20 protein-coding genes, 2 pseudogenes and 1 riboswitch are annotated in these 21,607 nt (G+C 71.6%); of the genes and pseudogenes, 10 read left to right on the plus strand and 12 right to left on the minus strand.

Annotation, left to right across the window (positions count from 1 at the left end; all coding sequences use genetic code 11):
- Positions 1-19: 19 nt before the first annotated feature.
- From ACFVT1_RS07845 to bla, 3 genes are all read right to left on the minus strand, one after another.
- Positions 20-163 carry a hypothetical protein gene (locus ACFVT1_RS07845; protein WP_389793490.1) on the minus strand — a complete coding sequence of 48 codons (144 nt, stop codon included), beginning with the start codon at positions 161-163 and terminating at the stop codon, positions 20-22.
- A 40-nt stretch (positions 164-203) separates the two neighbouring features.
- Positions 204-1,073: a Gfo/Idh/MocA family protein gene (locus ACFVT1_RS07850; RefSeq protein WP_389793491.1), complete on the minus strand. Its 870-nt coding sequence runs from the start codon at positions 1,071-1,073 to the stop codon at positions 204-206.
- Positions 1,074-1,198: 125 nt separating this feature from the next.
- Entirely contained in the window at positions 1,199-2,143 is a 945-nt protein-coding gene (gene bla, locus ACFVT1_RS07855; RefSeq protein ID WP_389794054.1) for a class A beta-lactamase, read from the minus strand.
- Between the two features lie 220 nt (positions 2,144-2,363).
- Here bla and aroQ point away from each other — a divergent pair, with 220 nt between their 5' ends.
- Positions 2,364-2,996, plus strand: coding sequence for a gamma subclass chorismate mutase AroQ (gene aroQ / locus ACFVT1_RS07860; RefSeq protein ID WP_389793492.1), 633 nt, complete (start codon positions 2,364-2,366; stop codon positions 2,994-2,996).
- Positions 2,997-3,106: 110 nt separating this feature from the next.
- On the opposite strand, the gene ACFVT1_RS07865 is transcribed toward aroQ, so the two are convergent.
- A complete protein-coding gene (locus ACFVT1_RS07865) occupies positions 3,107-4,306 on the minus strand; it encodes a serpin family protein (RefSeq protein WP_389793493.1) in 1,200 nt (399 codons plus the stop codon).
- Between the two features lie 188 nt (positions 4,307-4,494).
- Here ACFVT1_RS07865 and ACFVT1_RS07870 point away from each other — a divergent pair, with 188 nt between their 5' ends.
- The 4 genes from ACFVT1_RS07870 (at position 4,495) to ACFVT1_RS07885 (ending at position 7,598) form a co-directional block, all read left to right on the plus strand.
- Positions 4,495-5,082, plus strand: coding sequence for a lytic polysaccharide monooxygenase auxiliary activity family 9 protein (locus ACFVT1_RS07870; RefSeq protein ID WP_362202414.1), 588 nt, complete (start codon positions 4,495-4,497; stop codon positions 5,080-5,082).
- A 546-nt stretch (positions 5,083-5,628) separates the two neighbouring features.
- Entirely contained in the window at positions 5,629-6,036 is a 408-nt protein-coding gene (locus tag ACFVT1_RS07875; protein ID WP_389793494.1) for a hypothetical protein, read from the plus strand.
- Between the two features lie 2 nt (positions 6,037-6,038).
- Complete coding sequence (locus ACFVT1_RS07880; protein ID WP_389793495.1) at positions 6,039-7,001, plus strand: hypothetical protein; 963 nt, start codon at positions 6,039-6,041, stop codon at positions 6,999-7,001.
- Positions 7,002-7,022: 21 nt separating this feature from the next.
- The gene (locus ACFVT1_RS07885; protein ID WP_389793496.1) at positions 7,023-7,598 is read left to right on the plus strand and encodes a DUF4240 domain-containing protein; all 576 of its coding nucleotides are present in this window, start codon (positions 7,023-7,025) and stop codon (positions 7,596-7,598) included.
- A gap of 134 nt (positions 7,599-7,732) precedes the next feature.
- Here the strand turns inward: ACFVT1_RS07885 and ACFVT1_RS07890 are convergent, their stop codons facing one another.
- From ACFVT1_RS07890 to ACFVT1_RS07905, 4 genes are all read right to left on the minus strand, one after another.
- Positions 7,733-8,605: an EamA family transporter gene (locus tag ACFVT1_RS07890; protein WP_389793497.1), complete on the minus strand. Its 873-nt coding sequence runs from the start codon at positions 8,603-8,605 to the stop codon at positions 7,733-7,735.
- Between the two features lie 249 nt (positions 8,606-8,854).
- The gene (locus ACFVT1_RS07895; RefSeq protein ID WP_389793498.1) at positions 8,855-9,508 is read right to left on the minus strand and encodes an HD domain-containing protein; all 654 of its coding nucleotides are present in this window, start codon (positions 9,506-9,508) and stop codon (positions 8,855-8,857) included.
- 71 nt (positions 9,509-9,579) lie between these two features.
- Complete coding sequence (locus ACFVT1_RS07900) at positions 9,580-10,659, minus strand: NAD(+)/NADH kinase (RefSeq protein ID WP_389793499.1); 1,080 nt, start codon at positions 10,657-10,659, stop codon at positions 9,580-9,582.
- A gap of 270 nt (positions 10,660-10,929) precedes the next feature.
- Positions 10,930-12,327, minus strand: coding sequence for an APC family permease (locus ACFVT1_RS07905; RefSeq protein ID WP_389793500.1), 1,398 nt, complete (start codon positions 12,325-12,327; stop codon positions 10,930-10,932).
- Positions 12,328-12,697: 370 nt separating this feature from the next.
- Between ACFVT1_RS07905 and ACFVT1_RS07910 the strand changes: the two genes are divergently transcribed.
- Positions 12,698-12,982, plus strand: a complete 285-nt coding sequence (locus ACFVT1_RS07910; RefSeq protein ID WP_362202450.1) for a hypothetical protein — start codon at positions 12,698-12,700, stop codon at positions 12,980-12,982.
- Between the two features lie 93 nt (positions 12,983-13,075).
- Complete coding sequence (locus tag ACFVT1_RS07915; RefSeq protein WP_389793501.1) at positions 13,076-13,723, plus strand: DUF2461 family protein; 648 nt, start codon at positions 13,076-13,078, stop codon at positions 13,721-13,723.
- Between the two features lie 238 nt (positions 13,724-13,961).
- On the opposite strand, the gene ACFVT1_RS07920 is transcribed toward ACFVT1_RS07915, so the two are convergent.
- Entirely contained in the window at positions 13,962-14,747 is a 786-nt protein-coding gene (locus ACFVT1_RS07920; protein ID WP_389793502.1) for a transglycosylase SLT domain-containing protein, read from the minus strand.
- 4 nt (positions 14,748-14,751) lie between these two features.
- Positions 14,752-14,938: riboswitch (cyclic di-AMP (ydaO/yuaA leader) on the minus strand.
- A gap of 697 nt (positions 14,939-15,635) precedes the next feature.
- On the opposite strand from ACFVT1_RS07920, the pseudogene ACFVT1_RS07925 reads away from it, so the two are divergent.
- Positions 15,636-16,250: pseudogene (locus ACFVT1_RS07925) on the plus strand (ATP-binding cassette domain-containing protein); the annotation flags it as partial.
- A gap of 120 nt (positions 16,251-16,370) precedes the next feature.
- Positions 16,371-17,112, plus strand: a pseudogene (locus ACFVT1_RS07930) (ATP-binding cassette domain-containing protein); the annotation flags it as partial.
- 265 nt (positions 17,113-17,377) lie between these two features.
- Here ACFVT1_RS07930 and ACFVT1_RS07935 read toward each other — a convergent pair.
- The 3 genes from ACFVT1_RS07935 to ACFVT1_RS07945 all read right to left on the minus strand — a co-directional run bounded on the left by ACFVT1_RS07935 (position 17,378) and on the right by ACFVT1_RS07945 (position 20,973).
- Positions 17,378-18,070: a DUF305 domain-containing protein gene (locus ACFVT1_RS07935; RefSeq protein ID WP_389793503.1), complete on the minus strand. Its 693-nt coding sequence runs from the start codon at positions 18,068-18,070 to the stop codon at positions 17,378-17,380.
- Between the two features lie 101 nt (positions 18,071-18,171).
- Entirely contained in the window at positions 18,172-18,591 is a 420-nt protein-coding gene (locus ACFVT1_RS07940) for a hypothetical protein (protein ID WP_389793504.1), read from the minus strand.
- Positions 18,592-18,999: 408 nt separating this feature from the next.
- Positions 19,000-20,973: a heavy metal translocating P-type ATPase gene (locus ACFVT1_RS07945; protein ID WP_389793505.1), complete on the minus strand. Its 1,974-nt coding sequence runs from the start codon at positions 20,971-20,973 to the stop codon at positions 19,000-19,002.
- 102 nt (positions 20,974-21,075) lie between these two features.
- Between ACFVT1_RS07945 and ACFVT1_RS07950 the strand changes: the two genes are divergently transcribed.
- Positions 21,076-21,531: an ArsR/SmtB family transcription factor gene (locus tag ACFVT1_RS07950; RefSeq protein ID WP_389793506.1), complete on the plus strand. Its 456-nt coding sequence runs from the start codon at positions 21,076-21,078 to the stop codon at positions 21,529-21,531.
- The last annotated feature ends 76 nt before the right edge of the window (positions 21,532-21,607 follow it).

The following is a 21,607-nucleotide window of genomic DNA, read 5'->3' on the forward strand; positions in this document are numbered from 1 at the left end:
GGCCCGCGGGGGTCGGGAGTCACCGGCGTGCCGCGCCCGGGGCCTTCGCACCGACGGAGCCGTCGACGCGTACGACCGCGAAGCGCCGCTCGTCCCCGGTGACCGCCGCACGGACTCCGTCAGCGCCGACGAGACGGGGCATGTCGGCGTAGCCGCAGGGCACACGGCCGGACCGTGTACAGCGGCGGAGACCTCCTGGCCGACTACGAGGGGGCGCCCTCAGGGGCCGACCGCGGACGCAGGGCGGCGGCGACGGATTCCAGAACCTCGATGGGGCGCAGCAAGTCCCCGTAACCGATGGGCGGCCTGCCCGTACGGACCATCCCCAGGAACGCTTCGAGGCCCGGAACGCAGTACTGCGCGTCCAGCGTGAGGGTCTGCTGGACCATGGTGTTCCGGGTGAACGTCATTCCGTGGAACGGGATCTGGTCCGTTTCGTCCGGCTTGACGAAGTTCACGACGACCCGGGTGGCGCCCGCGGTGAACGACGCGGTGACGGTGGTGTCGGTGCGGTCGGTGCGTACGTCGCGGATCTCACCGGGGGCCAGCCTCAGGGCAAGGTCCACCGGGTGGATGCCGTAGAAGAAGATCCCGCCGTACTCGCTGCCGGGATCGGCGGGCCCGGACACGACCACCGCCTGCGGCTGCCCGTCCCGCGCGGACCGGGCCACCAGGACGTCGGCGTCGGGGATCCAGCGGAGCGCCGAGGACGACGTGAGCGGCGCGTCATGGGCGAGCGCGGTGTCGATCATGATCCGGGCGTCCGCGACGGTGCAGGCCAGCGGTTTGTCCACGAACACCGGAAGTCCCTCGGTCAGGAAGGGGACGGCCTTTTCGCGGTGGTGCGCGCCGTGCCGGTCCGCGATGACGACGGCGTCCACCAGCCCGAGCAGGTCGGCGGGCTCGTCGACTATCCTCTCCACCCCTCCGGCGGACGCCAGCATGGCGTTGCGCCGGCTGTGCCCGCCGCTGAGAGCCACCACGCGGGCGTCGCCGCCCGCGTCGTGGACGTTGAGATGACCGACGATGTGGTCGACATGGGTGTTCTCGGTGCCAACGATCCCGATGCGCATCGGGAGAGGCTACCTTCACCCTTGCTCGCCCGCTGACAGCACTCCCCCAGGTCACCGGGCAGGCCGCGGACCCGGCCCGTCGTCGCCACGGCCTGCCACGCGTGTCGGCGGGGGCAGCGCGGGCGTCAGGTGAGGGCCGGGACCAGGACGGCGGCCGCCTCGGCGATCAGGAGGTCGTCCGCCTGGGCGTCTTCCGCGTGCTGGGTGGACAGGACAGCCATCACGATCGGCCCCCGACGGGACGGCCAGGCGATACCCACGTCGTTCGTGGTCCCGTAGCGGCCGGTGCCGGTCTTGTCGCCGACGGTCCAGTCCTCGGGAAGGCCGGCGCGCAGGCGTTTGCCGCCGGTCGTGTTGGCCAGCAGCCACCCGGTCAGTCGCTTGCGGTCCCCCGCTTCCAGGGCGTGCCCGAGGGCGAGCCGCGCGTAGGACCGGCCGATGGCCCGGGGGCTGGTGGTGTCGGTCAGGCGCTCCGGTTCCGCCGAGTTCAGCTCCGGCTCCCAGCGGTCGAGCCGGGTCACCGAGTCCCCGATGGACCGGCAGAAACGGGTGACGGACGTCGGCCCGCCGAGCTCTTCCAGCAGGAGGTTCGCCGCGGTGTTGTCGCTCTGCGAGATGGCCGCGCCGCACAGGGCCTCCACCGTCATCCCCTGCGCGAGGTTCTCGCACAGACCGGTCACGGGCGCCCCGCCCGCCCTCTCGATGTCCTGCTCCGTGTAGTGGATGACCTTCGAGAGGAACGTCCCGTCGTGGTCGAGGTCCCTCAGGACGGCTCCGACGGCCAGCGTCTTGAACGCCGAGCACATCGGGAAGCGTTCATCCCCCCGGTGGAGGACGACCTTGCCCGTCGCCGTGTTCCACCCGAATACCCCCAGCCGGGCGGCGTGATCCCGTTCCAGGTCCCGCAACTTTCGCGCCGACTCGCTCTCCGGGGCGGAGGCGTGCGCGGCCGATGGCACGGAAGCCGTGGCCAGCGCCGCTCCCAGGCCGCCCGCGAGCACCGCACGGCGTGACGCGCCACTGCTTGACTTCACAGTCTTCCTGCCTTTCTTCGTGTCCGGTTTCTTCATGTCCGGCCTGCCCTCTCGCATGCCCGCACTTCTTGCACACGACGTTTCTCGTGGCCCACCGGTTGCATACGAGGGGGGCGCGTCCGCTGGTCCGTTACCTCTGCGCGCGCCCAGGAGTTCTCCCTGTCCATGGTCGGTGCGTGAAGCGCTCCATGGGCTCCTCACGCGATCGAACGATTCACAGGGAACTCTCGTGCAGCAGAATTCACGGTCGAGCCGTTTGTCGACCGCAGCCGCGGCCGCGGTCGTGGCCGCCACGGCGCTGTTCACCGGGATGGCCGCTGCCGCCCCGCCGTCCACGGCCACGCCGAACTCCCCCGGCGCGACCAACTCCCCCACGGCCGACGGCAACGGGGCCGGTCCGCACAGACCGCTGTTGTCCCTCACGGGCCTCTCTGCCCGGCGTGTCACCACCGCCGACCTGGTCGCCGCGGCCAAGTGGGGCACCGGCAGCCCGATCGACGACCCCGCCAGGGAGCAGCAGGTGCTGGACTCAGCGGCCGAACGGGCGAGGAGGCTGGGTGGGGATCCCGAGACGACCCGGCGGATCTTCCGGGACCAGATCGAGGCGAACAAGGTGGTGCAGCGCGGGCTGTACCGCCGGTGGCGGGACGATCCGTCCGCGTCGCCCACCGAACGCCCCGAGCTGAGTGAGGTGCGCACGGAGGTCAACCGCGTCGACGAGGCGCTCGTCCGGGCCGTCGTCGCCTCGGCGCGGTGGCGCTCAGCGCCTCTGTGCGATGTCGCGCTGGCCGTCTCGACGGTCCACGTACGCCGTGCGAGGCACCTCGACCGACTCCACTCGGCGGCGCTGGACCTCTCCGTCGGCTCCGTTTGCGGCAGCGTCGTCTGACATCAGCCGCGCCTCGGCCCCCGGAGCCGTCGCCCCCGACCCGCCCCGTCCCTCCCGTCCCGCCCGCAGAGCGTGCGCACCAAAACCGCCGGACGCCCAAGGGGCGGCACTCACGTGTCCCCCTCGTCGACGGGGTACGGGGTGGGTTCGGCGACCCAGCCCGCGGCAAGGGCGAGCCGAGACGTGCGGTGGACCACGAGGAAGCCGAACGGCCGGTCGAACGAGACCTCGACGCGCCTGGTCAGGTACCGCGGTGCCGGTGGCATCCCGGCCGCGGCCATTCCGACGGCACAGAGAGAGGCCGCCTCGAAGCCTGCCGCGTCGAAGACGGCCACGGCCGCCTGCCGTGCCGACCGGACCGCCAGCGGCGCCCCGCTGATGCCGGGGAAGTGTCCGTGGCTCATGTCCGTGGCGGCCGAGAGCCCGAACAGCGCCGGCCGCCGCAGCAGATCGTGGTCCCCGCCGAGGGAGTACGGACTGGTCCGGACAGCCAGTGTCGGTTCGGGCACGAGGCTGCGCTCGGTGCCTGTCTCCAGGCCCGGACCCGGATCACCCGCGGGCAGGAGATGACCGGGAACGGTCCGGTACCGGCCGGCCAGCGTCCCGGCCCCCGCGCTCAGCACCTGACCGGGCGGCATGTCCGGATCGCCGAGCAGCAGATGGACGTCCACGCCTGTGTCGCCGAGGACCTTGAGCACGGTCAGCCGCCCCGCCTCCGTCTCGGCGACGCCCACCCGGTCGAGGAGCGAGGTCTCGCGCCGGAGCCCGACCAGATACCGTCCGGCCCACGGCCCCTTCTCCGGAACCATTTCGCACTCCGAGAAGGGCTGCAACCATCGGGTGCGTACGGCCTGCGCCGCGGCGAGCACCAATTCGGTTTCCCCATCGAGCGGTACCGGCATCGACCGGATCAGTCCGTCCGTGCACTGCGACGCCCAGGCGTCGAGCGCCTTCCGGTCCGCGTGCGGGTCGCCGGTCAACACCCCCAGGGTGTCCGCGGGCAGCCCCGAGGCCCAGGCCGGGTTCAGGGGAAGGGCGCGTCCGGCCCACAGGCCGACGGCCGAACGGGCTCCCCGCACATCTTTCAGCGCGGCCAGCAGGTCGCGCGCGGTCGCGGCGGCATCGTCCGCGCGCATGCCCACCGCTTCCTCCAATTCACTGCGCGCCGGCCCTTCGGCCGCGTGCGCGAGGAGTGCGAGCAGAGGCCAGACAGTCGTTGCCGAGAAAACGGTGTCGGCCGGACCGAGGCCGGTCGCCCACCGTGCGGTGAGCCGGTTCACCGCGCTCACGGATGTGGCTGTCGGCTGCATGACGGCGCCCCCTGACGGTCATGCACATGGTCGCATGGTTCTCGTTCGCCGGTACGCCTCCGCCCATGTCTGGTATGGACATGCCCAACTGCCCTGGCTAGTCTCGAACTTGGTCTAGACCTAGTGGTTCGGAGTGCGCACTCCCCACTCGTCTCGCAGCGCCCCCACACCTCCCTCAGGAGCGAAGCATGCGCAGAAAGATCACCTCGTTACTGCTCGGGCTCGGCATCGCCGGAGCCTCCGTCCTCGCCACCGGCAGCGCGCAGAGCCATGGCTACACCGACGCGCCCATCAGCCGTCAGCAGCTCTGCGGCAACGGGACCGTGCGCAATTGCGGCCAGATCCAGTGGGAGCCGCCGAGCGTCGAAGGTCCGAAGGGCTTCCCCGCCCGGGGTCCGGTCGACGGCACGATCTGCGCCGGCGGCAACGGCCGCTTCTCCGAGCTCGACGATCCGCGCGGCGGAGCCTGGCCGGCGACCGCGGTCACCGGCGGGCAGAGCTACACCTTCCGCTGGCAAATCGAGGCGCGGCACGCCACGACCGACTTCCGGTACTACATCACCAAGGACGGCTACGACCCCACGAAGCCCCTCACCCGGGCCGACCTGGAGCCGCAGCCGTTCCTGACCGTGCCCTTCGGGGGCCGGCTGCCGGGTTCCACGGTGACCCACTCCGGAGTTCTGCCGCAGAAGTCGGGCAAGCACCTGATCCTCGGCGTCTGGACGATCGCCGACACCGGTAACGCCTTCTACGCCTGCTCGGACGTCACTTTCTGAGTGCGGCGCGCAGCCGCGCCCGCGCGCGCACCGGACCGGTGGGCGGGCGGGTGCGGCGGGCCCGTCGTTCGATGCGCACGGTCGAGGTCGACCCGGTCGAGTGCCGAGACGGTCGACGGTGCGGCGGCGTGGTCGTGCACAAGCAACCGGCTCTGGCCGGTCCGGTGGTCGGCACCGTGGCAGGCGAAGTGGGCGACGGCGCACAGCGGGAGCCGGGCGAGGAACGCGGCCGTGGTCGGGGTGTCGGTGCTCGGCCGCCGTCGCGGCGAGGACCGAGGACGGGTCTCCCGTCGACGCCGTCCGGTCCGCGCGCGCCCGTACCGCGGCCGGCAACTCCTTGCGCTGCCCCACGAGCTCCCCCGTATCCGCCGAGTCCGTCAATCACCGGGGAATGGGCGCCAGTTGCCCGGCAGGGCCGGGTTCGGCCACCATGACCATGTGGACCACGACCAGATCTGTCATGGTCCGGTTCGACGAGCCGGGATCCGGTCCACGCACACCATCGCAGAAGCGCGCCGAGCGTTCGGCGGCGAACGGAGGAACGGGGTGCCCGACCAGTACGACGTCCCCGACCGGCACCATGGCGGCGGCCTCGGATCGCGTGAGGAAATCGCCTACGTCTGCGACCAGTTGGAGCACATCGGCGCGGCCTTGGAGATGTACGGCCCCGCAGGCCGGGCTCCGCTGGAGCACCTCCTGGCGGCATTGCGGGACGGGGAGGATCCTGCCGCGCCGCTCGACGCCCTCCACGAGGCCCTGCTGGCCGCAGGCGACGCAGCGGGCATCCACGGCCGGGCACGGGGCCTGAACCCGCAAGGGGTCACCCCCGCCACGCCCGACGAGTGGGTACTGCTGTGCCCGGCGCACCAGTGCTCGCGCCACATCTGGCCCGACGGCCCCGCAGCGCCCCGCTGCCGGATCAGCGGCCTGCCGCTGCGCAGAGAACGGCTGTAGCGGTGGGCGGGTTCCTGCAGGCCCTCGGGCAGAAGCTCGCCGAACGCTGGCTCACTCTGCTGGTCCTGCCCGGGACACTCTTCCTCGCCACTGCCACGGCCGCCTCCGTCCTCGGCCAGGCCCACGCCCTCGACCCCCACCGCCTCACCGACCGGATCACCCGCTGGGCCCAGGCACCCACCGCGACCGCCCTCGGCGGCCAGATCGTCCTGCTCGGAGCCGTTCTCGCCACCGCCGCGGCGGCCGGGCTGGCCGCCCAGGGGCTGGGGACCCTGGTGCAGGCCACCGCGCTGGCCGCGGGCTGGCGCACCTGGCCGCACCCGCTGCGGCGGTGGGCGCACGCCCGTGTCGCCCGTCGGCGCGCCCGCTGGTCCGCCGCCGCACACCGCTACCGGGATCAACTGGACGCCGATGCCCGTTCCTTGGCCCTCGTCGGGAGCCGGGCCGATCCCGCCCCGCGCCGGGCCGCACACCTGGCGATGCAGCGCATCGCCGCCGAGGAGCCGGACCGTCCCACCTGGAGCGGCGATCGCCTCCACGCCGTCTCCGCACGCCTGGAGCGCGACCACCACGTGGACCTGCCCCTCCTCTGGCCCCACCTGTGGCTCACGCTGCCCGAGACCACCCGCGCCGAGATCACCACCGCCGAGCAGTCCCTCACCCGCGCCGCCACCCTGGGGGGCTGGGCCCTGCTGTACGCCCCGTTGTGCGCCTGGTGGTGGCCCGCCGCCCCGCTCGCCGCCGCCCTGGCACTGACCGCCCGGTACCGCATCCGCGGCGCCACCGACAGCTACGCTCAGCTTCTGGAGGCCGGGGCCCGCCTCCACACCACCGACCTCGCGGTCCAGCTCGGCATCGACCACACCGGCCCCCTGAACACCGCCCTCGGTGACGCCCTCACCCACCAGCTCCGCGGCCGGCCCCTCCGCCCGATCCAACGACCGTCCCGCGGGGGACTGTCATAGCCCGCTGCCATAGTTCGGTCCATGGATGAGAACGCGTTCTGGGCCCTGATCGAGGGCTCCCGTCATCAAAGCCATGACCCGGACCGGCGGCTGGATTCACTGCGCGAACAGCTCATGCGGCGCCCGCTGCCGGAGATCGTGCAGTTCCAGGGGTGCCTGCACCGGGTGCGACGGCCGATCGACACGTGGGAGATGTGGGCCGCGGCTGAACAGATCTTCGGTGGAAGGTGCTCCGACGACAGTTTCTGGTACTTCCAGCTCTGGGTGGTCGGCCTCGGCCGGGAGGCGTTCGGCAGGGCCGCGGCCGACCCGGACTCGCTGGCAGCGGTCCCGGAGTTGCGCCGGCTGGCCGGGCGGCCCGAGACGACCTGGTCGGACGACGAGTGGCCCGAGTGGGAGTCCTTGGACTACGTCGCGGCGGAGGCGTTCGACACGCTGACGGGTGAAGAGGAGGGGCTGGAAGAGGCATTGGAGGCCGCGGGCCTGGACATCCCGTGCAATCCCGAACCGAGCGGCGGGCAGTGGGACGTACGGGACGTGGATGAGGCGTCCCGCCGGCTGCCGCGTCTCAGCAGGATGTTTCCGCTCACCCGCTGAGCCGGAACGCCCGGGGTTGCGGTGGATCGGCGCGCGGGCACGTTGCCGGCTGGTGATCGGCGCGGCGACGGCCGGACGTCCGTCGGACGGTTGAGCGGGGCGGGGCGCGGAGGGCCCCGGCGGCGGGTCCGCGCTCACTCGGCCGTGGCGAGCCGGCCGCGCGGCCGGAGCGTGACGAGGGCGATGCCCCCGCAGCACGCCGCGAGAAGCAGCAGCTCCATGGCCGAGGGCGCGGGCGCGGTGTGCAGTGCCCAGTCGCCGAGGCGCACCGTGAACGGAACGGCCAGCTGCACAGCCGCCGTGAAGACCGGCCCCCGGACCAGGATCAGCCGGTGCTGTACGAGGTAGGCGGGTGCGTACACGGCCGCGCCCAGCACCACTGTGCCGCCGATCGCGGCGAGTGTCGGAGGATGGGCGACGAGCGCGGGCAAGGCCATCGGGAGCAGCAGGCAGGTGGCGGCGGCGAGCAGTACGGGCAGGACGGCGAGGGGTGGCAGCCCCGACAGCCGTTCCCGGTAGAGGTACCCGTACACCGCGAAGGCCACGGTCGCTGCCGCCGCCAGCAGCAGTCCCACGCCGTCCACGTCCCCCGCGTCCGCGCCGAGGGCCGCGTATCCGGCGGCCGCCGCGCAGGCCAGCACCGCCCCCACCGCCTTGCGCGGCCCGGACCGCTCACCGAAGAACGCCGCGCCCACCACCACCGAGGCGCACGGCATCAGCGCGACGACGAGGTTGGTGAGCGAGGTGCCGATGCGCGGGATGGCGAGCAGGGTGCCGGCCGCGTATCCGGCGAAGCCGAGCAGGCCCAGCAGCCATACGGTGCCCGGACGGGCGGCGGCACGGCGCAGGTCGGCCCTGCCGCCCGCGCTGGAGGCGGCGACGGCGGTGAGTACGGCACAGCACACCGCGGTGCGGCCCACGGCGACGATCAGCGGATCGGTCCCGGTGACCAGGGCGCCGGAGAGCAGCCAGGTTCCGGCGAGCAGCAGCACGAGGACAACCGGCACAGCATGGCCTTTCCCTGGGCGTCGGGGGACGGGCGCACGGCTCAGAACCGTACGAGCTGCCCGGTCACCCGTGGACACCGCCCCGACCGGTGGCGGTCCCGTCCCTCCCCAGCCGGGGATACGGCCGCTCGCGGCCACCCTTCGCCGCGCGCCCGGACAGAGGCGCCCACCCGCTCGCCGAGCCCGCCCACCGGCTCGTCCACCCGTCCACCGGCTCGCGTGTCCTGTGCGGGGATCACTCCGCCCGGGTTACTCCGGCCAGGGAGAGTCCAGGATGGTGTCCACGAAGTTGCCCCGCTCGAATCCCGGTACGAAGCGCTCCAGGACATCGGCCTTCACATTGCCGAAGGTGGTGTCCGGCTTGCCTTCGATGCCTTCGGTGAACGCCCGGAGAATCCGCTGCTTGAAGCCGGGGCGGGGATGGAGGGAGACGATCGCCGCACGGTCCGCGTCGCTGATGTCGGTATAGCCGATGCCGAGCACGTCGTACTCCACCCCCGCGGTCACCAGCGCGACCTCGGGCTCCATGAACTGGGGGATTCCCGGCGTCGTGTGGAGCGCGATCGCCGTCCAGACACGGCGGACGCTGTCCTCGGGCACGCCGTGGCTCTGCAGGAACCGGCGTGCCTCGTCGGCGCTGTCCACCTCGAACCGGCGCCCACTGCCGCGGAATTCCCCGTTGAGACCCAGGTCGTGGAACATGGCGCCGATGTAGAGGAGCTCCGGGTCGTAACTCAGCCCCTTGTTGCGCCCCTGCAGGCCGCCGAAGAAGTAGACGCGGCGGGAGTGGTGGTAGATCAGGTCGTCTGCCGCGTCGCGGACCAGCTCGGTGGCTGCGGCGGCCAGCGCGGTGTCGGGCACCGTCACGCCGCAGGCGGCTGGGAGATCGGCGCTGCTGGGCATGTGGACTCCTTCATCGTGGACGCGTCGGCTCTTCCTACCCGATTCTTCGGGCTGCGGCCCTCCCCGCCCGGTCAGTGGCCGGCGGCCTCGTCCCGGTCCGTCGGGGAGAGGTGGAGATGGGCCAGGTCGTGCGGGACGGGGCCGTCGGGGCGGAAGAGGGGCGCGCTCTCCCCGTCGGCAGCCGTGGCCGGGGCGTCCGTGAGGCGCAGACGTGTGCGCAGCCGCCCGTAGAAGTCGTGCGGGCCGAGCCTGACGACGCGCAGACGGTGCGTGGCCGCGTACACCCCGAGCCAGTCCCCGGCGTCCAGCACGCCGCGCAGTTGCCCGTCGATGGTGACCGCGCCCTGCCCCGAATGGGGCAGGACCCGCACCGCGACCGGTTCGTCCGGCGCGGTGACCACGGTGCGGTCGAAGGTCATGTGCGGTGCGACGGGTGTGAAGACGACGGCGTCCATGCGGGGTGAGACCACCGGCCCGCCCGCGGCGAAGCTGTAGGCGGTCGACCCGGTGGGCGTGGCCATGATGACGGCGTCGGCCGAGTACGAGGCAAGGAGACGGCCGCTGATGTAGACGCCGAGACTCACCTGCCGGTCGCGTGCGAGCTTCTCGACGACGATGTCGTTGAGGGCCATGACATCCAGCGCCACTCCCCAGCCCTCCGCCCCGGCCTCGGCCTCCCGGTCGACCTGGGGAGGCGGCAGCATCGGGCGGCGTCCGTAGCCCATCAGCGCATCGATGTCCTTGGGCACTTCCAGCACCCGGGAGGCCCTCATCGTCAGCGTCATGCGCTCCTCGATCTCCGCCCGTCCGCGGTGGACGGCGTCCAGTGCCCGGACGACGTTCTCGACCGGCACCTCGGTCAGGAAGCCGACCCGGCCCAGGTCGATCCCGAGGACGGCGCCCTGGTTCTTGGCCGCGATCCGGGCGCCGCGCAGGAAGGTCCCGTCGCCTCCGAGTGTCACGATGAGGTCGGGGTTGCCCGCGACCTGGGCCTCCTCCCGTCCGCCGCGCCGGCGTGTGTCCTCGCGCCACACGTCGATGTCCGTGCACGGAATGTCGTCGCGTGCACACCAGTCATGGACGACGCGCGCCGCGGCGACGGCCTCGGGATGGCCCTGGTGGACGACGACTCCCACCCGCTCGACACTCATCTCGCTCCGACTCCCCGCGCTGCGTCCTGGTGACTGTGACGATGTCCTGTCTCCACCTTGACGCCGCACGGGTGCGGCCGCTCGGTCGCCGGGCCGCCCTGCCGTCCGCGGTCAGGCGATCGGGCCACCGGGGAACGCGGCGGGAGGCGGCCGGGGCCATGGCTCCCGCCGCCTTCTCGTCCGGCCTGCGGACCACCAGCGGCGCCACCGCCCGGCCATCCGTCTCCCGGCCCCCGACCGCGTGGCGGCCGGGCCCGCCCGGTCGTCCGGTCAGCTCTGTACGTCCTCCGGAATGCTGACCAGCCAGCGGGTGTCCTGGCGGGGCCGCAGATAGAGCGCCCAGTAGAGCGTGGCGGCAGCGGTGATCCCGCCGGTCCACAGCAGGTACTCGGTCTCCTGCTGGGTCAGGATGTACGCGAGCACGGCGATGAGCAGCAGCGGGATCGCCGGCCACAGCGGCATGCGCCAGGCAGGCGCCTCGCGGTGCGCACCGCGGCGGCAGAGCAGGGCGGCGACCGCGACCAACAGGTACATGCCGGTGACGGAGACGCCGGTGACGCCGTACAGGGTGTCGAGGTTGACGAAGCAGAGTGCCGCGCCGGGGATGCCGACGACCAGGGTCGCCACCCACGGGGAGCCGAAGCGGCCGAGCCGGGCCAGGGCGTTGTTGATCGGTTCGGGCCACGCCTTGTCCCGGGCGGAGGCGAACAGGACCCGGGAGTTCTGGATCACCATGACGATGCCCGCGTTGATGATCGCGAGGGCGACGCAGAGGCTGACGAAGGTGCCGACGGCCGAGTTGGACCAGGCAGCGACCATGGTGTTCAGGTCGCCCGAGGTCAGGGCCGCGAGGTCCGGGGCGCCCAGCGTGATGGCGATGACCGGGACCAGGATGACCGCCGTGGAGATGGCGAGGGTGGCGAGGACCGTACGGGCCACGTTGCGCCGCGGATTCTCCAGCTCCTCCGAGAGGTAGACCGCCGTGGAGAAGCCCTGGGTGATGAAGAGCGCAATCGCCAGCCCGGACACCACCATCATCGCGGTGACCGTGGAGCTCGTACCGCCCGACGAGGCGACCGAACCGTGCACCAGCGCGGAGGCTCCGCGCTCGGAGTGCGCGAAGCCGAGAACGGCCACGACGCCCGCCGCGATCACTTCCAGGACGAGGAAGATCCCGGTGATCCACGCGTTGGCACGCAGGTCCAGGAGTCCGGCGAGGGTGGCGAGCACCATCACTCCGGCGCCTGCGGCGGGGGCCGGGATGTGCACGAGGGGAGCGAGGTAGTCGGCCGTGCCCATGGCGATGACCGGGGGAACGATCATCACGACCAGCAGGGAGAGCACGAAGACGAGCCATCCGGCCAGCCGTCCCGCCATGGTCGACACCATGGCGTACTCGCCTCCCGCGCTCGGGATGAGGGTGCCCAGCTCCGAGTAGCAGAAGGCGACCGCGATGCAGAGCAGCGATCCGACGGCGATGGTGAGGGCGGTGTAGGTGCCGAGGCTGGAGAACAAGTCCGGTACGACCACGAAGAGCGTCGAAGCGGGCGTCACGCAGGAGAGCGTGAGCAGCGTTCCGCCCACGACGCCGATGGAGCGCTTGAGCTTCTGCGGAGTGGGGCCGGTCGCGGGGGCGAGCGCCTGGGGAGCGCTGAGCGTTTCGGTCATCGTGCGATTCCGATCAAAGGTGCGGTGTCTGAGCACGGGAGCGGTATCGCCTCCAGACGAGGACGTGGTGAGTGGTTTCGTCGCTCCCAGCGCGACATGCAATCCTGACGAGTTCCGCAGGTCAAGAGGTGTTCACCTACGGAATTCGTTGTTTCGGCGAGAAGATCTGACGGTTTGGCGTTAAGAATGCGTTATTCCGCTGAGGATCGGCGGGTACGGGAACCGCAGCCGGACCAGGTGGAAAGTTTCGCCCGTTCCAGATTCCGGAAGGGTGGGGGCACCCCGGAGCGCCACGGAGCATGGAGGGCCGCCGGCGCGCACCCATGTGGCTGCGGGTGCGCGTCCCTGGACTTGATGCCAGCCTGGAGGCATGGCTTGGGCGTCATGGACGACTCGTGGTGTGTTCTCCGGGCACGGTGGCGTGCTGACGGACGAGGCCGGCGTCCTGTCCGGGGATCTGACGGTTCACACGACCTGGGCCGATGACACGGCCCAGGTGACTGTGCAGTACACGGGTGCGATCGACTGGTTCACCATGTCGGGCAGTCCCGTGTCGTGCTGCTCGGAGGACGACAGCCGGCGCCTTCACGACGCGGTGGTGAAGTCCGTCCGGGAAGGAGCGGCTGCCACGGTTCCCAGGCCGCCGCCGGAGTAGCCGATGCGCGGACCGCTCCCGGCCGTGTCCCTCCCGGCCGTGTCCCTCCCGGCCGGACTGCTGCCCTACGGGACAGCCCTTAAGGTCTCCTGGATGAGCAGAGCTTTCAGCGGCTGGACAGAGCAAGCATTCGACCTGCTTCTGCAGTTGGAGGGGACCCCTTCGCAGGAGGCGCGCGAGAAACGCCGAAAGGACCGGGAGCACCTGGTCCGCCAACCCATGATCGCGTTGCTGAACGAGGTGGCCGACGCGGACGGGGCGTACGAGGACTTCTCCGTCTGGGGGTTCCGCAAGGACCCGTGGTGGTGGCAGCACCAAGTGGCGGTGATCCGGATCGCGCGCAATGTCGAGATCGGCCTGCGCTTCGACCTCGACGGGCTCCGGATCAAGGGCGGCTGGACCTACCCGGACCCGGGGCAGATCCCGTTGTTCCGCAAGGCGGTTGCCGCGCAGGAGAGCGGCCCCGGGCTGGTGCGCGCCGTCGAGGCGCTGGCAGCGCGGGGGTACGAGGTCACCGGTGACCTGATGAAGCGCGTGCCACGCGGCCATGACGCCGGGCATCCCCGCGCCGACTACCTCCGGTACCGCTCGATCTCCGCCACCCGCCCCCTCGGCGGGGACTGCGCGCAGCACACGCCGGCGCTGGCCGGTGCCGTGCTCGCGGCGGCAGAGGAACTGGAGCCCCTCCTCTCGTGGCTCGCCGGCCATGTGACCGTTCCCGGCCCCCGCCGGGCCGTGTAGCGCCACCTCCGTACGCTGCCCGCGCATGCGTGCGGGGCGGGGCCCCATGCCCAACGGCCCGTCTCGGGACGGCAGTCCGGCGACGGATGGGCGCGGGTCGGGAGTTCCGTCTTTCCACGCATGCGGGACTACGGCCGGAAGGCGGTCCCTGACCGGCGGGTGCGGTCCTTCGCGAGCGGCCTCTGTTCCGGCCTCTCGCCACCCGTCGGTCCTGAACCGCCGTCGGCGCCGTTGCGCGTCAGTAGGCCCCGAACACGTTGTCGATCGAGCCGTACTTGGCGGCCGCGTAGTTGCAGGCCGCGGTGATGTTGGCAACCGGGTCGTAGCTGTCCAGCGACGTACCGGGCACGTGGTAGGCGCGGAACGTCGGGTCGATGATCTGGAGGAGACCCTTGGACGGGGTTCCCGCGACGGCGTTCGAGTCCCAGTTGTTGACGGCCCGGGGGTTGCCGGAGGATTCACGCATGACGTTGCGGTGGATGCCGTTGTAGCTGCCGGGGATGCCGCGCTCGGCCATGACGGCCAGCGACTTCTTGATCCAGCCGTCCAGATTGTTCGTGTACGTGGCGGGCTTGGCGGCCGGTGCGGCAGTGGTGGCCGTCGCCGGCACCGCGACGCCGTTCACGGCGGATACGCCGGTGGAAACGCGAGACTCCGCCTCGGCGCCGATGGTCAGCTTCATGCCGGGACGAATCACGGCGGGGTTGCCGCCGATCACGCCTCGATTGTCCTCGTACAGCTTCTGCCAGCCACCGCTGACGGAATGCCCCCGCGCGATCTTGGAAAGGGTGTCGCCCACGGTCACGGAATAGACGGTGGGCGCGGCCTTCCGGGCGGATATTTCCTTGACGGCGGCGGACGGCGCCGCGGCCTTTTCGGCGGCGACCGCCTGGGCCGGCGCGGCCGAGGCGAAGCCCGCGCAGATCAGCGGAAGCACGAGAGCGGCCCCGCCCGTGGTCGCGGCGATGAAACCGCGGGTCAGCGAAGTGTGCTTGCGACGATAGGACTTACCCGTTGCGGGCATGGCGAATTCCTCTCCGTCGCCTACGAGGTGAGCTGTCGGGTTCAGACGGGAGATGTCTGGCCGCAGGAAACTGCGACTTCACCCCGAGCCGTTCCGGATACCGGTTCGGCGGCCTACCTGGGTCCCCCGCTCCTGCCGTACGCGATCGGGTCGGTTTCTCGGACGGCGGCAGGATTCGGCGTTCCGTCCGGATTGACGGTGACCGTAGGCGAGAAACACCGAATGGAACAAGCCCCTATTTTTTGATCACAATTCATTTGCAAGATCGAATCACGGAAAGGCAGTAATCCACCTCACACCGCATTGCTGATTTTCCTTGCGCAGAAGGGAACCGAGGCGCACGCCACGACCCCCTGAACCTTGAACGTGACTCACACCACACAATTCGCAAAAGGTGCATTTCAGGCATAGGCCAAAAGCTGCAATTCACAACAGACTCCCCTTTATCGACCAAGAGGGTGTACTAGGCGAAACCGCCCATATGGGAACATTCACCCGTTGACTCGCACGCTCTCGCTCCGGCGCACCGCCCCCGGGCCGATCGCACCCGGAAGGACCGGCCGGCGGTCCACCCGTGTCCCTCCCCCACACGGCACAAGACTTTGCCTTCCGCCCTCCGCCTCGCTATCGTTTCGGCCGTCCTGTTGTCTCCGATTGAGGTGGACGTTGCGCATCTGAGGTTCGCGATCATCGCGCCGTACGACTCCGGTCGTACGCCCGTCACGCAGTAGCAGTGTTTACCCCTGCCCGTGACCCCGCGTGGATGCGACCTCGGTGCATGAGCCGTCCCTCGATCTCTCGGACCGCCGCACCCTTCCCCTGTCGGTCGCTGCGTGGTGCTCGCATACGAAGCCCCCATTCACCGTGCTCACGACTGCGAGGATCACCATGGCGACACCCACCGCCCCCAGCGCCTCCCTCACCTGCTCCGCCCTGTCCTTCCAGTGGCCGGACGGCACGACCGTCTTCGACGGACTCTCCTTCGGTATCGGCCGTGGCCGCACCGGTCTCGTGGGCGACAACGGCGCGGGCAAGTCCACACTGCTGCGCCTGCTGGCCGGCCTGCTTCGCCCCTCCCAGGGCTCGGTGACCGTCGGCGGCAGCCTCGCCCACCTCCCTCAGAACATCACCCTCGACACCTCACTGCGGGTGGACCAGGCCCTGGGCATCGCCGAGCGGCGCGACGCACTGCGCGCCATCGAGGCCGGGGATGTGGACGAGAAGCACTTCGAGACGATCGGTGACGACTGGGACGTGGAGGAACAAGCCCTCGCGACACTCGGCTCACTGGGGCTCGGGGGCCTCGAACTGGACCGCACCGTCGGCCAGATGTCCGGCGGGGAGACCGTCCTGCTGCGCCTGGCCGCACTGCTGCTGGAGCATCCTGATGTCCTCCTGCTCGACGAACCGACCAACAACCTTGATGTGTTCGCGCGTCGCAGGCTCTACGACGCCGTCGACAACTGGCGCTCCGGAGTGCTGGTCGTGGTCAGTCACGACATCGAACTGCTGGAGCGCGTGGACCGCATCGCCGAACTGCGCGCCGGATCCGTGAGCTGGTACGGCGGTGGCTGGTCCGCCTACCAGGAAGCCCTCACCACCGAACAGGAGGCCGCCGGGCGGATGTTGCGGGCCGCCGAGGCCGACGTACGCCGCCAGAAACGCGAACTGGAGGAAACCCATGTGAAACTGGCCCGCCGCCAGCGCCAAGGCAAGAAGGCGGAGGTGGACGGGGGCCTGCCGAAGATCCTCGCCGGCCGCCGCAAGCGGTCCGCGCAGGAGTCCGGGGGCAAGCTGCGCGGCCTCCACGAGGAGCGGTTGAGCGAGGCGCGCGAGCGCCGCGAGGAGGCCGCGGACGCGGTCCGCAACGATGCCGAGATCCGCGTGAGCCTCCCCCACACCGCCGTTCCCACCGGCCGCACCGTGCTGAGCCTGCACGAACTTCGCCCCCGGTTCGGCCGACTGCTCCAGGGCAGCCTCCATGTGCACGGGCCCGAACGGATCGCACTCGTCGGCCGCAACGGCGCCGGCAAGACCACGCTCCTGCGCACCCTCACCGGCGAGCTGGCTCCACTGTCCGGCGAGGCCAGGACGTTCGTACCGCTGCGCTTCCTTCCCCAGCGGCTGGATGTGCTGGACGACGGGCTGAGCGTCGCGGCGAACGTGGCCCGCATGGCCCCCGGGGCCACCGACAACCACATCCGCTCCCAGCTCGCACGCTTCCTGTTCCAGGGGAAACGCGCGGAGCAGCCGGCGGGCACCCTCTCGGGCGGAGAACGCTTCCGTGCCGCGCTCGCGGCGACGATGCTCGCCGCACCGGCCCCGCAGTTGCTGATGCTGGACGAGCCGACCAACAACCTGGACATCGCCGGCGTGCGACAGCTGACCAGTGCGCTCCAGTCGTACGAGGGTGCGCTGCTGATCGCGGGCCACGACCTGCCGTTCCTGGAATCGGTCGGCATCACCCGCTGGCTGCTCGTCGGGGAGGAACTCCAGGACACCACGGCGGAGGAGGTGCGCGAACTGCTCTCGACACCGGAAGCGGACTGAGCAGCCGCCGGGGCCCGCACCGGCGGGAGCGCGGCAGGATGCGGGCCCCGGCGAAAGGAAGGCCCGCACCCTGCCCGGGATCAGAGCCTGGCGATGATCTTGTTCATCTGCTCGATCTCGGCGGTCTGGGCGGTGACGACGGCGCCGGCGAGCTTCTTCGCGCCGGCGTTGCCGCCGTTCTTCCGCTCGGCCTCGGCCATGGTGACCGCGCCCTCGTGGTGGGCGATCATGAGCTGGGCGAACTTCTTGTCGAAGTCCTTGCCCTCGGCCGCTTCGAGGTCACTCATGTCCTTGTCCGACATCATCCCGGGCATCCCCGAACCGCCGTCCGAGCCGTGGTCCATGCCGGGCATGTCACCCATCGAGGACGAGGACTCGGGCAGCGGCTTCCCCCAGGACGTCAGCCAGCCCTTCATGGTGTTGATCTCGGGATCCTGCGCCTTCTCGATCGCGGCGGCCAGTTCCTCGACCTCGGGGTCGGCGGCGCGGCCCTCGGCCAGCTTCGCCATTTCGACGGCCTGCTGGTGGTGCGGGATCATCTGCTGCGCGAACTTCACGTCCGCGTCGTTGAACGCGCCGCCGGGGGCGGCCGACGCGGAAGCGCTGCCGGAGCCGTGGTCCGTTCCGGGCGCGGACGAACCGTCGGAGCCGGAGCCTTTGGAGGAGCCGCAGGCCACGAGTGCGAGCGCGAGTGCGGCGACGGCAGCGCCGGCCGCGAGGCCTCGGCGGCGGGCGGCGGAAGGCAGGGAGGAAGAAGACAGGGAAGCGGACATCACATGTTCTTTCCAGGTGAGCGCGCCGCATCGGCGGCGCGCGAAACGGGCAGGAACCTCCGGCCGGTCCGGCCGGAGGGCCGGGAACCGGCGGACGCCTGTCACGTCCGCGCTACGCACACCTGGAGCAGTAGCTGTCTACCGGCGGACGGCGGCCCCCGCCGGTCCGGCCCCCGCACCGCCGTGCGTGGCCTGCCGAGGACCCGCACGGCCAGGATCACGAGGCCCAGTGCCATGAGCAGCGGCAGCAGCCGGTCGCGGGCATGGGTGGATACGCACGACTCGCCGTTCCTGCCGGGCGCGGCGGCGTCCGCCCTGGCCGTGCCGTACTCGTCCGGCATCGCCGTCTGTCCGGCAGTGGCCGCCGCGGTCATGGGCGGATGCGAGGTCGCCGCCATGGCGCCGTGGCAACCCTCGGCAGCGCTCGCCGGGGCCCCGTGCATGAGGAACAGTCCGCACAGGACGGCACACAGCACGAGCAGCCGGGACGTTCCCGGTGTGCGCGTCCGCCTGCGATCCACGGCTGCCTCGGATTCCCGCTCGTACGAGTCCTGCGGTACGGGCCCGACGATACCCCCGCAGGGTTTCCCCGTCCTGTCGCACCCCGCCCCTTCGCACGCCGCACTGCCCCGACACCGCGCTCCGCCACCGAGCCCCGGAACTCTGCGCGGGTACGGACCGCGGTGGAACCCGCTCGGGCGGGGGCCCTGGTGGGAGAGAGCGATGAGGCCGGACGGCCGGCCATCGGCGCGGACGCCCCTTCCGGCAGGGGCGTCGGGCCGCCGGTCCGCCGTCGGCATCGGTCGTCTCCGGCTCCGCGGAACTCGCTGCCGGTGCCGAGGCCCACGCCACACCCAGGGCCGGGGGCCGCACACGCGGTCGGCGCCGGCCGGAGGGCCGCCTGCCCACACCTCCGGGACCGGGGTGGCTCACCGGCCGCTGCGGGCGCGGGTCCATGCGGCGTCGCGCAGCAGGCGCAGGCCGTTGAGTCCGACGACGACGGTGGAGCCCTCGTGTCCGGCGACACCGAGCGGCAGCGGCAGCGTGCCGACGAGGTCCCAGACGACGAGCCCGGTGATGAAGACGGCCGCGACCACCAGGTTCTGCACCACGAGGCGGCGGCACCGGCGTGAGAGCGCCACGGCGGTGGGGACGGCGGCGAGTTCGTCGCGGACGACGACGGCGTCGGCGGTCTCCAGCGCGAGGTCGGAACCGGCCCTGCCCATGGCGATGCCGGTGTGGGCGGCGGCCAGTGCCGGGGCGTCGTTGACGCCGTCCCCGACCACGAGGACCTTCTGCCCGGCGCTCTCCATCTCCTTGACCGCACGCACCTTGTCCTGCGGCATCAGACCGGCCCGGACGTCGCCGATCCCGACCTCGGCGCCCAGGCGTGCGGCGGCACGGGGGTTGTCGCCGGTGACGAGGACCGGAGTGCTGCCGGTGAGAAGGGTGAGGCGGGTGACGGTGTCCTGGGCGTCGGCGCGCGGCCGGTCGGCGATGCCCAGCGCGCCGGCGGGCGTGCCGTCGAGGACGACCAGCACGGCGGTACGGCCGTCCTCCTCCAGCTCTGCGGCGAGTTCGGCTGCCGCTTCGTCCCGGCGGCCGCTCAGCAGACGGGCGGGGCTGCCGACGGCGACGGTGCGGCCGTCCACCGTCGCGGTGACGCCGGTGCCGGGGGCGGAGGTGAAGTCCTTCGCGGCGGGCAGGGTCAGACCGCGTGTCCGGGCGGCATCGGTGACGGCCCGCGCGAGGGGGTGCTCGCTGGGGTGCTCGGCAGCCGCCGCGAAGGTGAGCAGGGCGTCCGGTGTCAGGCCGGAGGCCGTCAGCGGGCGGATGTCGGTGACGCGTGGGGTGCCTTCGGTCAGGGTGCCGGTCTTGTCAAGGGCCACGGCGTCGATCTGTCCGAGGCGCTCCATCACGACGGCGGACTTGATCAGCACGCCGTGCCGTCCGGCATTGGCGATCGCGGAGAGCAGCGGCGGCATGGTGGCCAGGACCACGGCGCACGGCGATGCCACGATCATGAAGGTCATCGCCCGCAGCAGCGTCGGCTGCAGGTCCGCGCCGAGGACGAGCGGCACGGTGAACAGGGCGAGGGTGGCCGCCACCATGCCGATCGAGTACCGCTGTTCGACCTTCTCGATGAACAACTGGGTGGGTGCCTTAGTCCCGGAGGCTTCCTCGACCATGGCGACGATCCGGGCGATCACCGAATCGGACGGGTCACGCTCCACCACGACGCGCAGTGCACCGGTGCCGTTGAGCGTCCCGGCGAAGACTTCGTCGCCCCGCTCCTTGGTCACGGGCAGCGGCTCGCCGGTGATGGTCGCCTGGTCGACCTCGCCGGTCCCGTCGAGGATCCGGCCGTCGGCGCCGACGCGCTCGCCGGGGCGCACCAGGATCACGTCCCCGACGCTCAACTGCCCGGTGGGCACCGGCTCTTCGGCTCCGCCCTCGCCGACGCGGGTCGCCGTGGTGGGCGCGAGGTCGAGCAGGCCGCGCACCGAATCGGCGGTCCGTGCGGTGGCGAACGCCTCCAGGGCGCCCGAGGTGGCGAAGATGACGATCAGCAGGGCGCCGTCCAGCACCTGCCCGATCGCCGCCGCTCCGAGGGCGGCGACCACCATCAGCAGATCCACGTCCAGCGTCTTGTCCTTGAGGGCCTTCAGCCCCTCCCACCCGGGCTCCCAGCCACCCGCGACGTACGTCAGCGTGTACAGCGGGCCCCACGCCCACCACGGCGCGCCGAGCAGGTGCGGGGGCAGTGCCGACAGGAACAGCCCCAGGGCGGCCGCGGCCCAGCGGGCTTCCGGGAGAGCCAGGATCCGGGTGCGCCGTCCGGCTGCGTCCGCGTCCTGCACCGGTTCGGCGGGCGAGGCCGGGCGGGTGAGGGTGAAAGACATGAGCGGTGATCCTTCACACGAGAAGGCGGAGTGCTTCGACCCCCGTACCATACAGGATCACATGAACACGCATTCATGTGTTCATCTCCGTAGGATGAGGTCATGGGCCACGGAGCTGACGCGAACACTGCTGCCACCGCGCGCGAGCGCCTCGACGCCGTGGGGGCCGCCGATGTGGCGGCCACCCTGCAGGCTCTCGCCACCCCGTCCCGGCTCCGCATCCTCGCCCGGCTCCAGGAGGGTCCGTGCCCGGCGACGGAGCTCGCCGATGCGGTCGGCATGGAGCAGTCCGCCTGCTCCCACCAACTGCGGCTGCTGCGCAATCTCGGCCTGGTGACCGGAGAACGCCGGGGGCGCTCGGTGATCTACGCGCTGTACGACAACCACGTCGCCGAACTCCTCGACCAGGCCCTCTTCCACGTCGAGCACCTGCGCCTCGGCCTGCACGACACTCCCGCGGCAGAAGCGGCCGGAGCCGGCGGGACCGCGGCCTCCGGCAGGGCGGTGGCGAGCGGTGCGGCAGTGACGGCCGGTGAGGTGGTGGCCGCCACCCGCTGAAGCCGGGCAAGGGGCCGTCCGGGGCGCCCGGCCGACGGAACCCGCCGGCCGGGCTCACCCGTCCACCCGGCCGGCG

This window comes from Streptomyces sp. NPDC057963, from assembly GCF_042887155.1.
GTDB lineage: Bacteria > Actinomycetota > Actinomycetes > Streptomycetales > Streptomycetaceae > Streptomyces.

Bases quoted from the DNA above. Each gene is read 5' to 3' on its own strand.
- ACFVT1_RS07850 (WP_389793491.1), bottom strand. From the start codon at position 1,073: ATGCGCATCGGGATCGTTGGCACCGAGAACACCCATGTCGACCACATC.
- bla (WP_389794054.1), bottom strand. From the start codon at position 2,143: ATGAAGAAACCGGACACGAAGAAAGGCAGGAAGACTGTGAAGTCAAGC.
- ACFVT1_RS07865 (WP_389793493.1), bottom strand. From the start codon at position 4,306: ATGCAGCCGACAGCCACATCCGTGAGCGCGGTGAACCGGCTCACCGCA.
- ACFVT1_RS07870 (WP_362202414.1), top strand. From the start codon at position 4,495: ATGCGCAGAAAGATCACCTCGTTACTGCTCGGGCTCGGCATCGCCGGA.
- ACFVT1_RS07885 (WP_389793496.1), top strand. From the start codon at position 7,023: ATGGATGAGAACGCGTTCTGGGCCCTGATCGAGGGCTCCCGTCATCAA.
- ACFVT1_RS07895 (WP_389793498.1), bottom strand. From the start codon at position 9,508: ATGCCCAGCAGCGCCGATCTCCCAGCCGCCTGCGGCGTGACGGTGCCC.
- ACFVT1_RS07900 (WP_389793499.1), bottom strand. From the start codon at position 10,659: ATGAGTGTCGAGCGGGTGGGAGTCGTCGTCCACCAGGGCCATCCCGAG.
- ACFVT1_RS07905 (WP_389793500.1), bottom strand. From the start codon at position 12,327: ATGACCGAAACGCTCAGCGCTCCCCAGGCGCTCGCCCCCGCGACCGGC.
- ACFVT1_RS07910 (WP_362202450.1), top strand. From the start codon at position 12,698: ATGGCTTGGGCGTCATGGACGACTCGTGGTGTGTTCTCCGGGCACGGT.
- ACFVT1_RS07915 (WP_389793501.1), top strand. From the start codon at position 13,076: ATGAGCAGAGCTTTCAGCGGCTGGACAGAGCAAGCATTCGACCTGCTT.
- ACFVT1_RS07920 (WP_389793502.1), bottom strand. From the start codon at position 14,747: ATGCCCGCAACGGGTAAGTCCTATCGTCGCAAGCACACTTCGCTGACC.
- ACFVT1_RS07935 (WP_389793503.1), bottom strand. From the start codon at position 18,070: ATGTCCGCTTCCCTGTCTTCTTCCTCCCTGCCTTCCGCCGCCCGCCGC.
- ACFVT1_RS07945 (WP_389793505.1), bottom strand. From the start codon at position 20,973: ATGTCTTTCACCCTCACCCGCCCGGCCTCGCCCGCCGAACCGGTGCAG.
- ACFVT1_RS07950 (WP_389793506.1), top strand. From the start codon at position 21,076: ATGGGCCACGGAGCTGACGCGAACACTGCTGCCACCGCGCGCGAGCGC.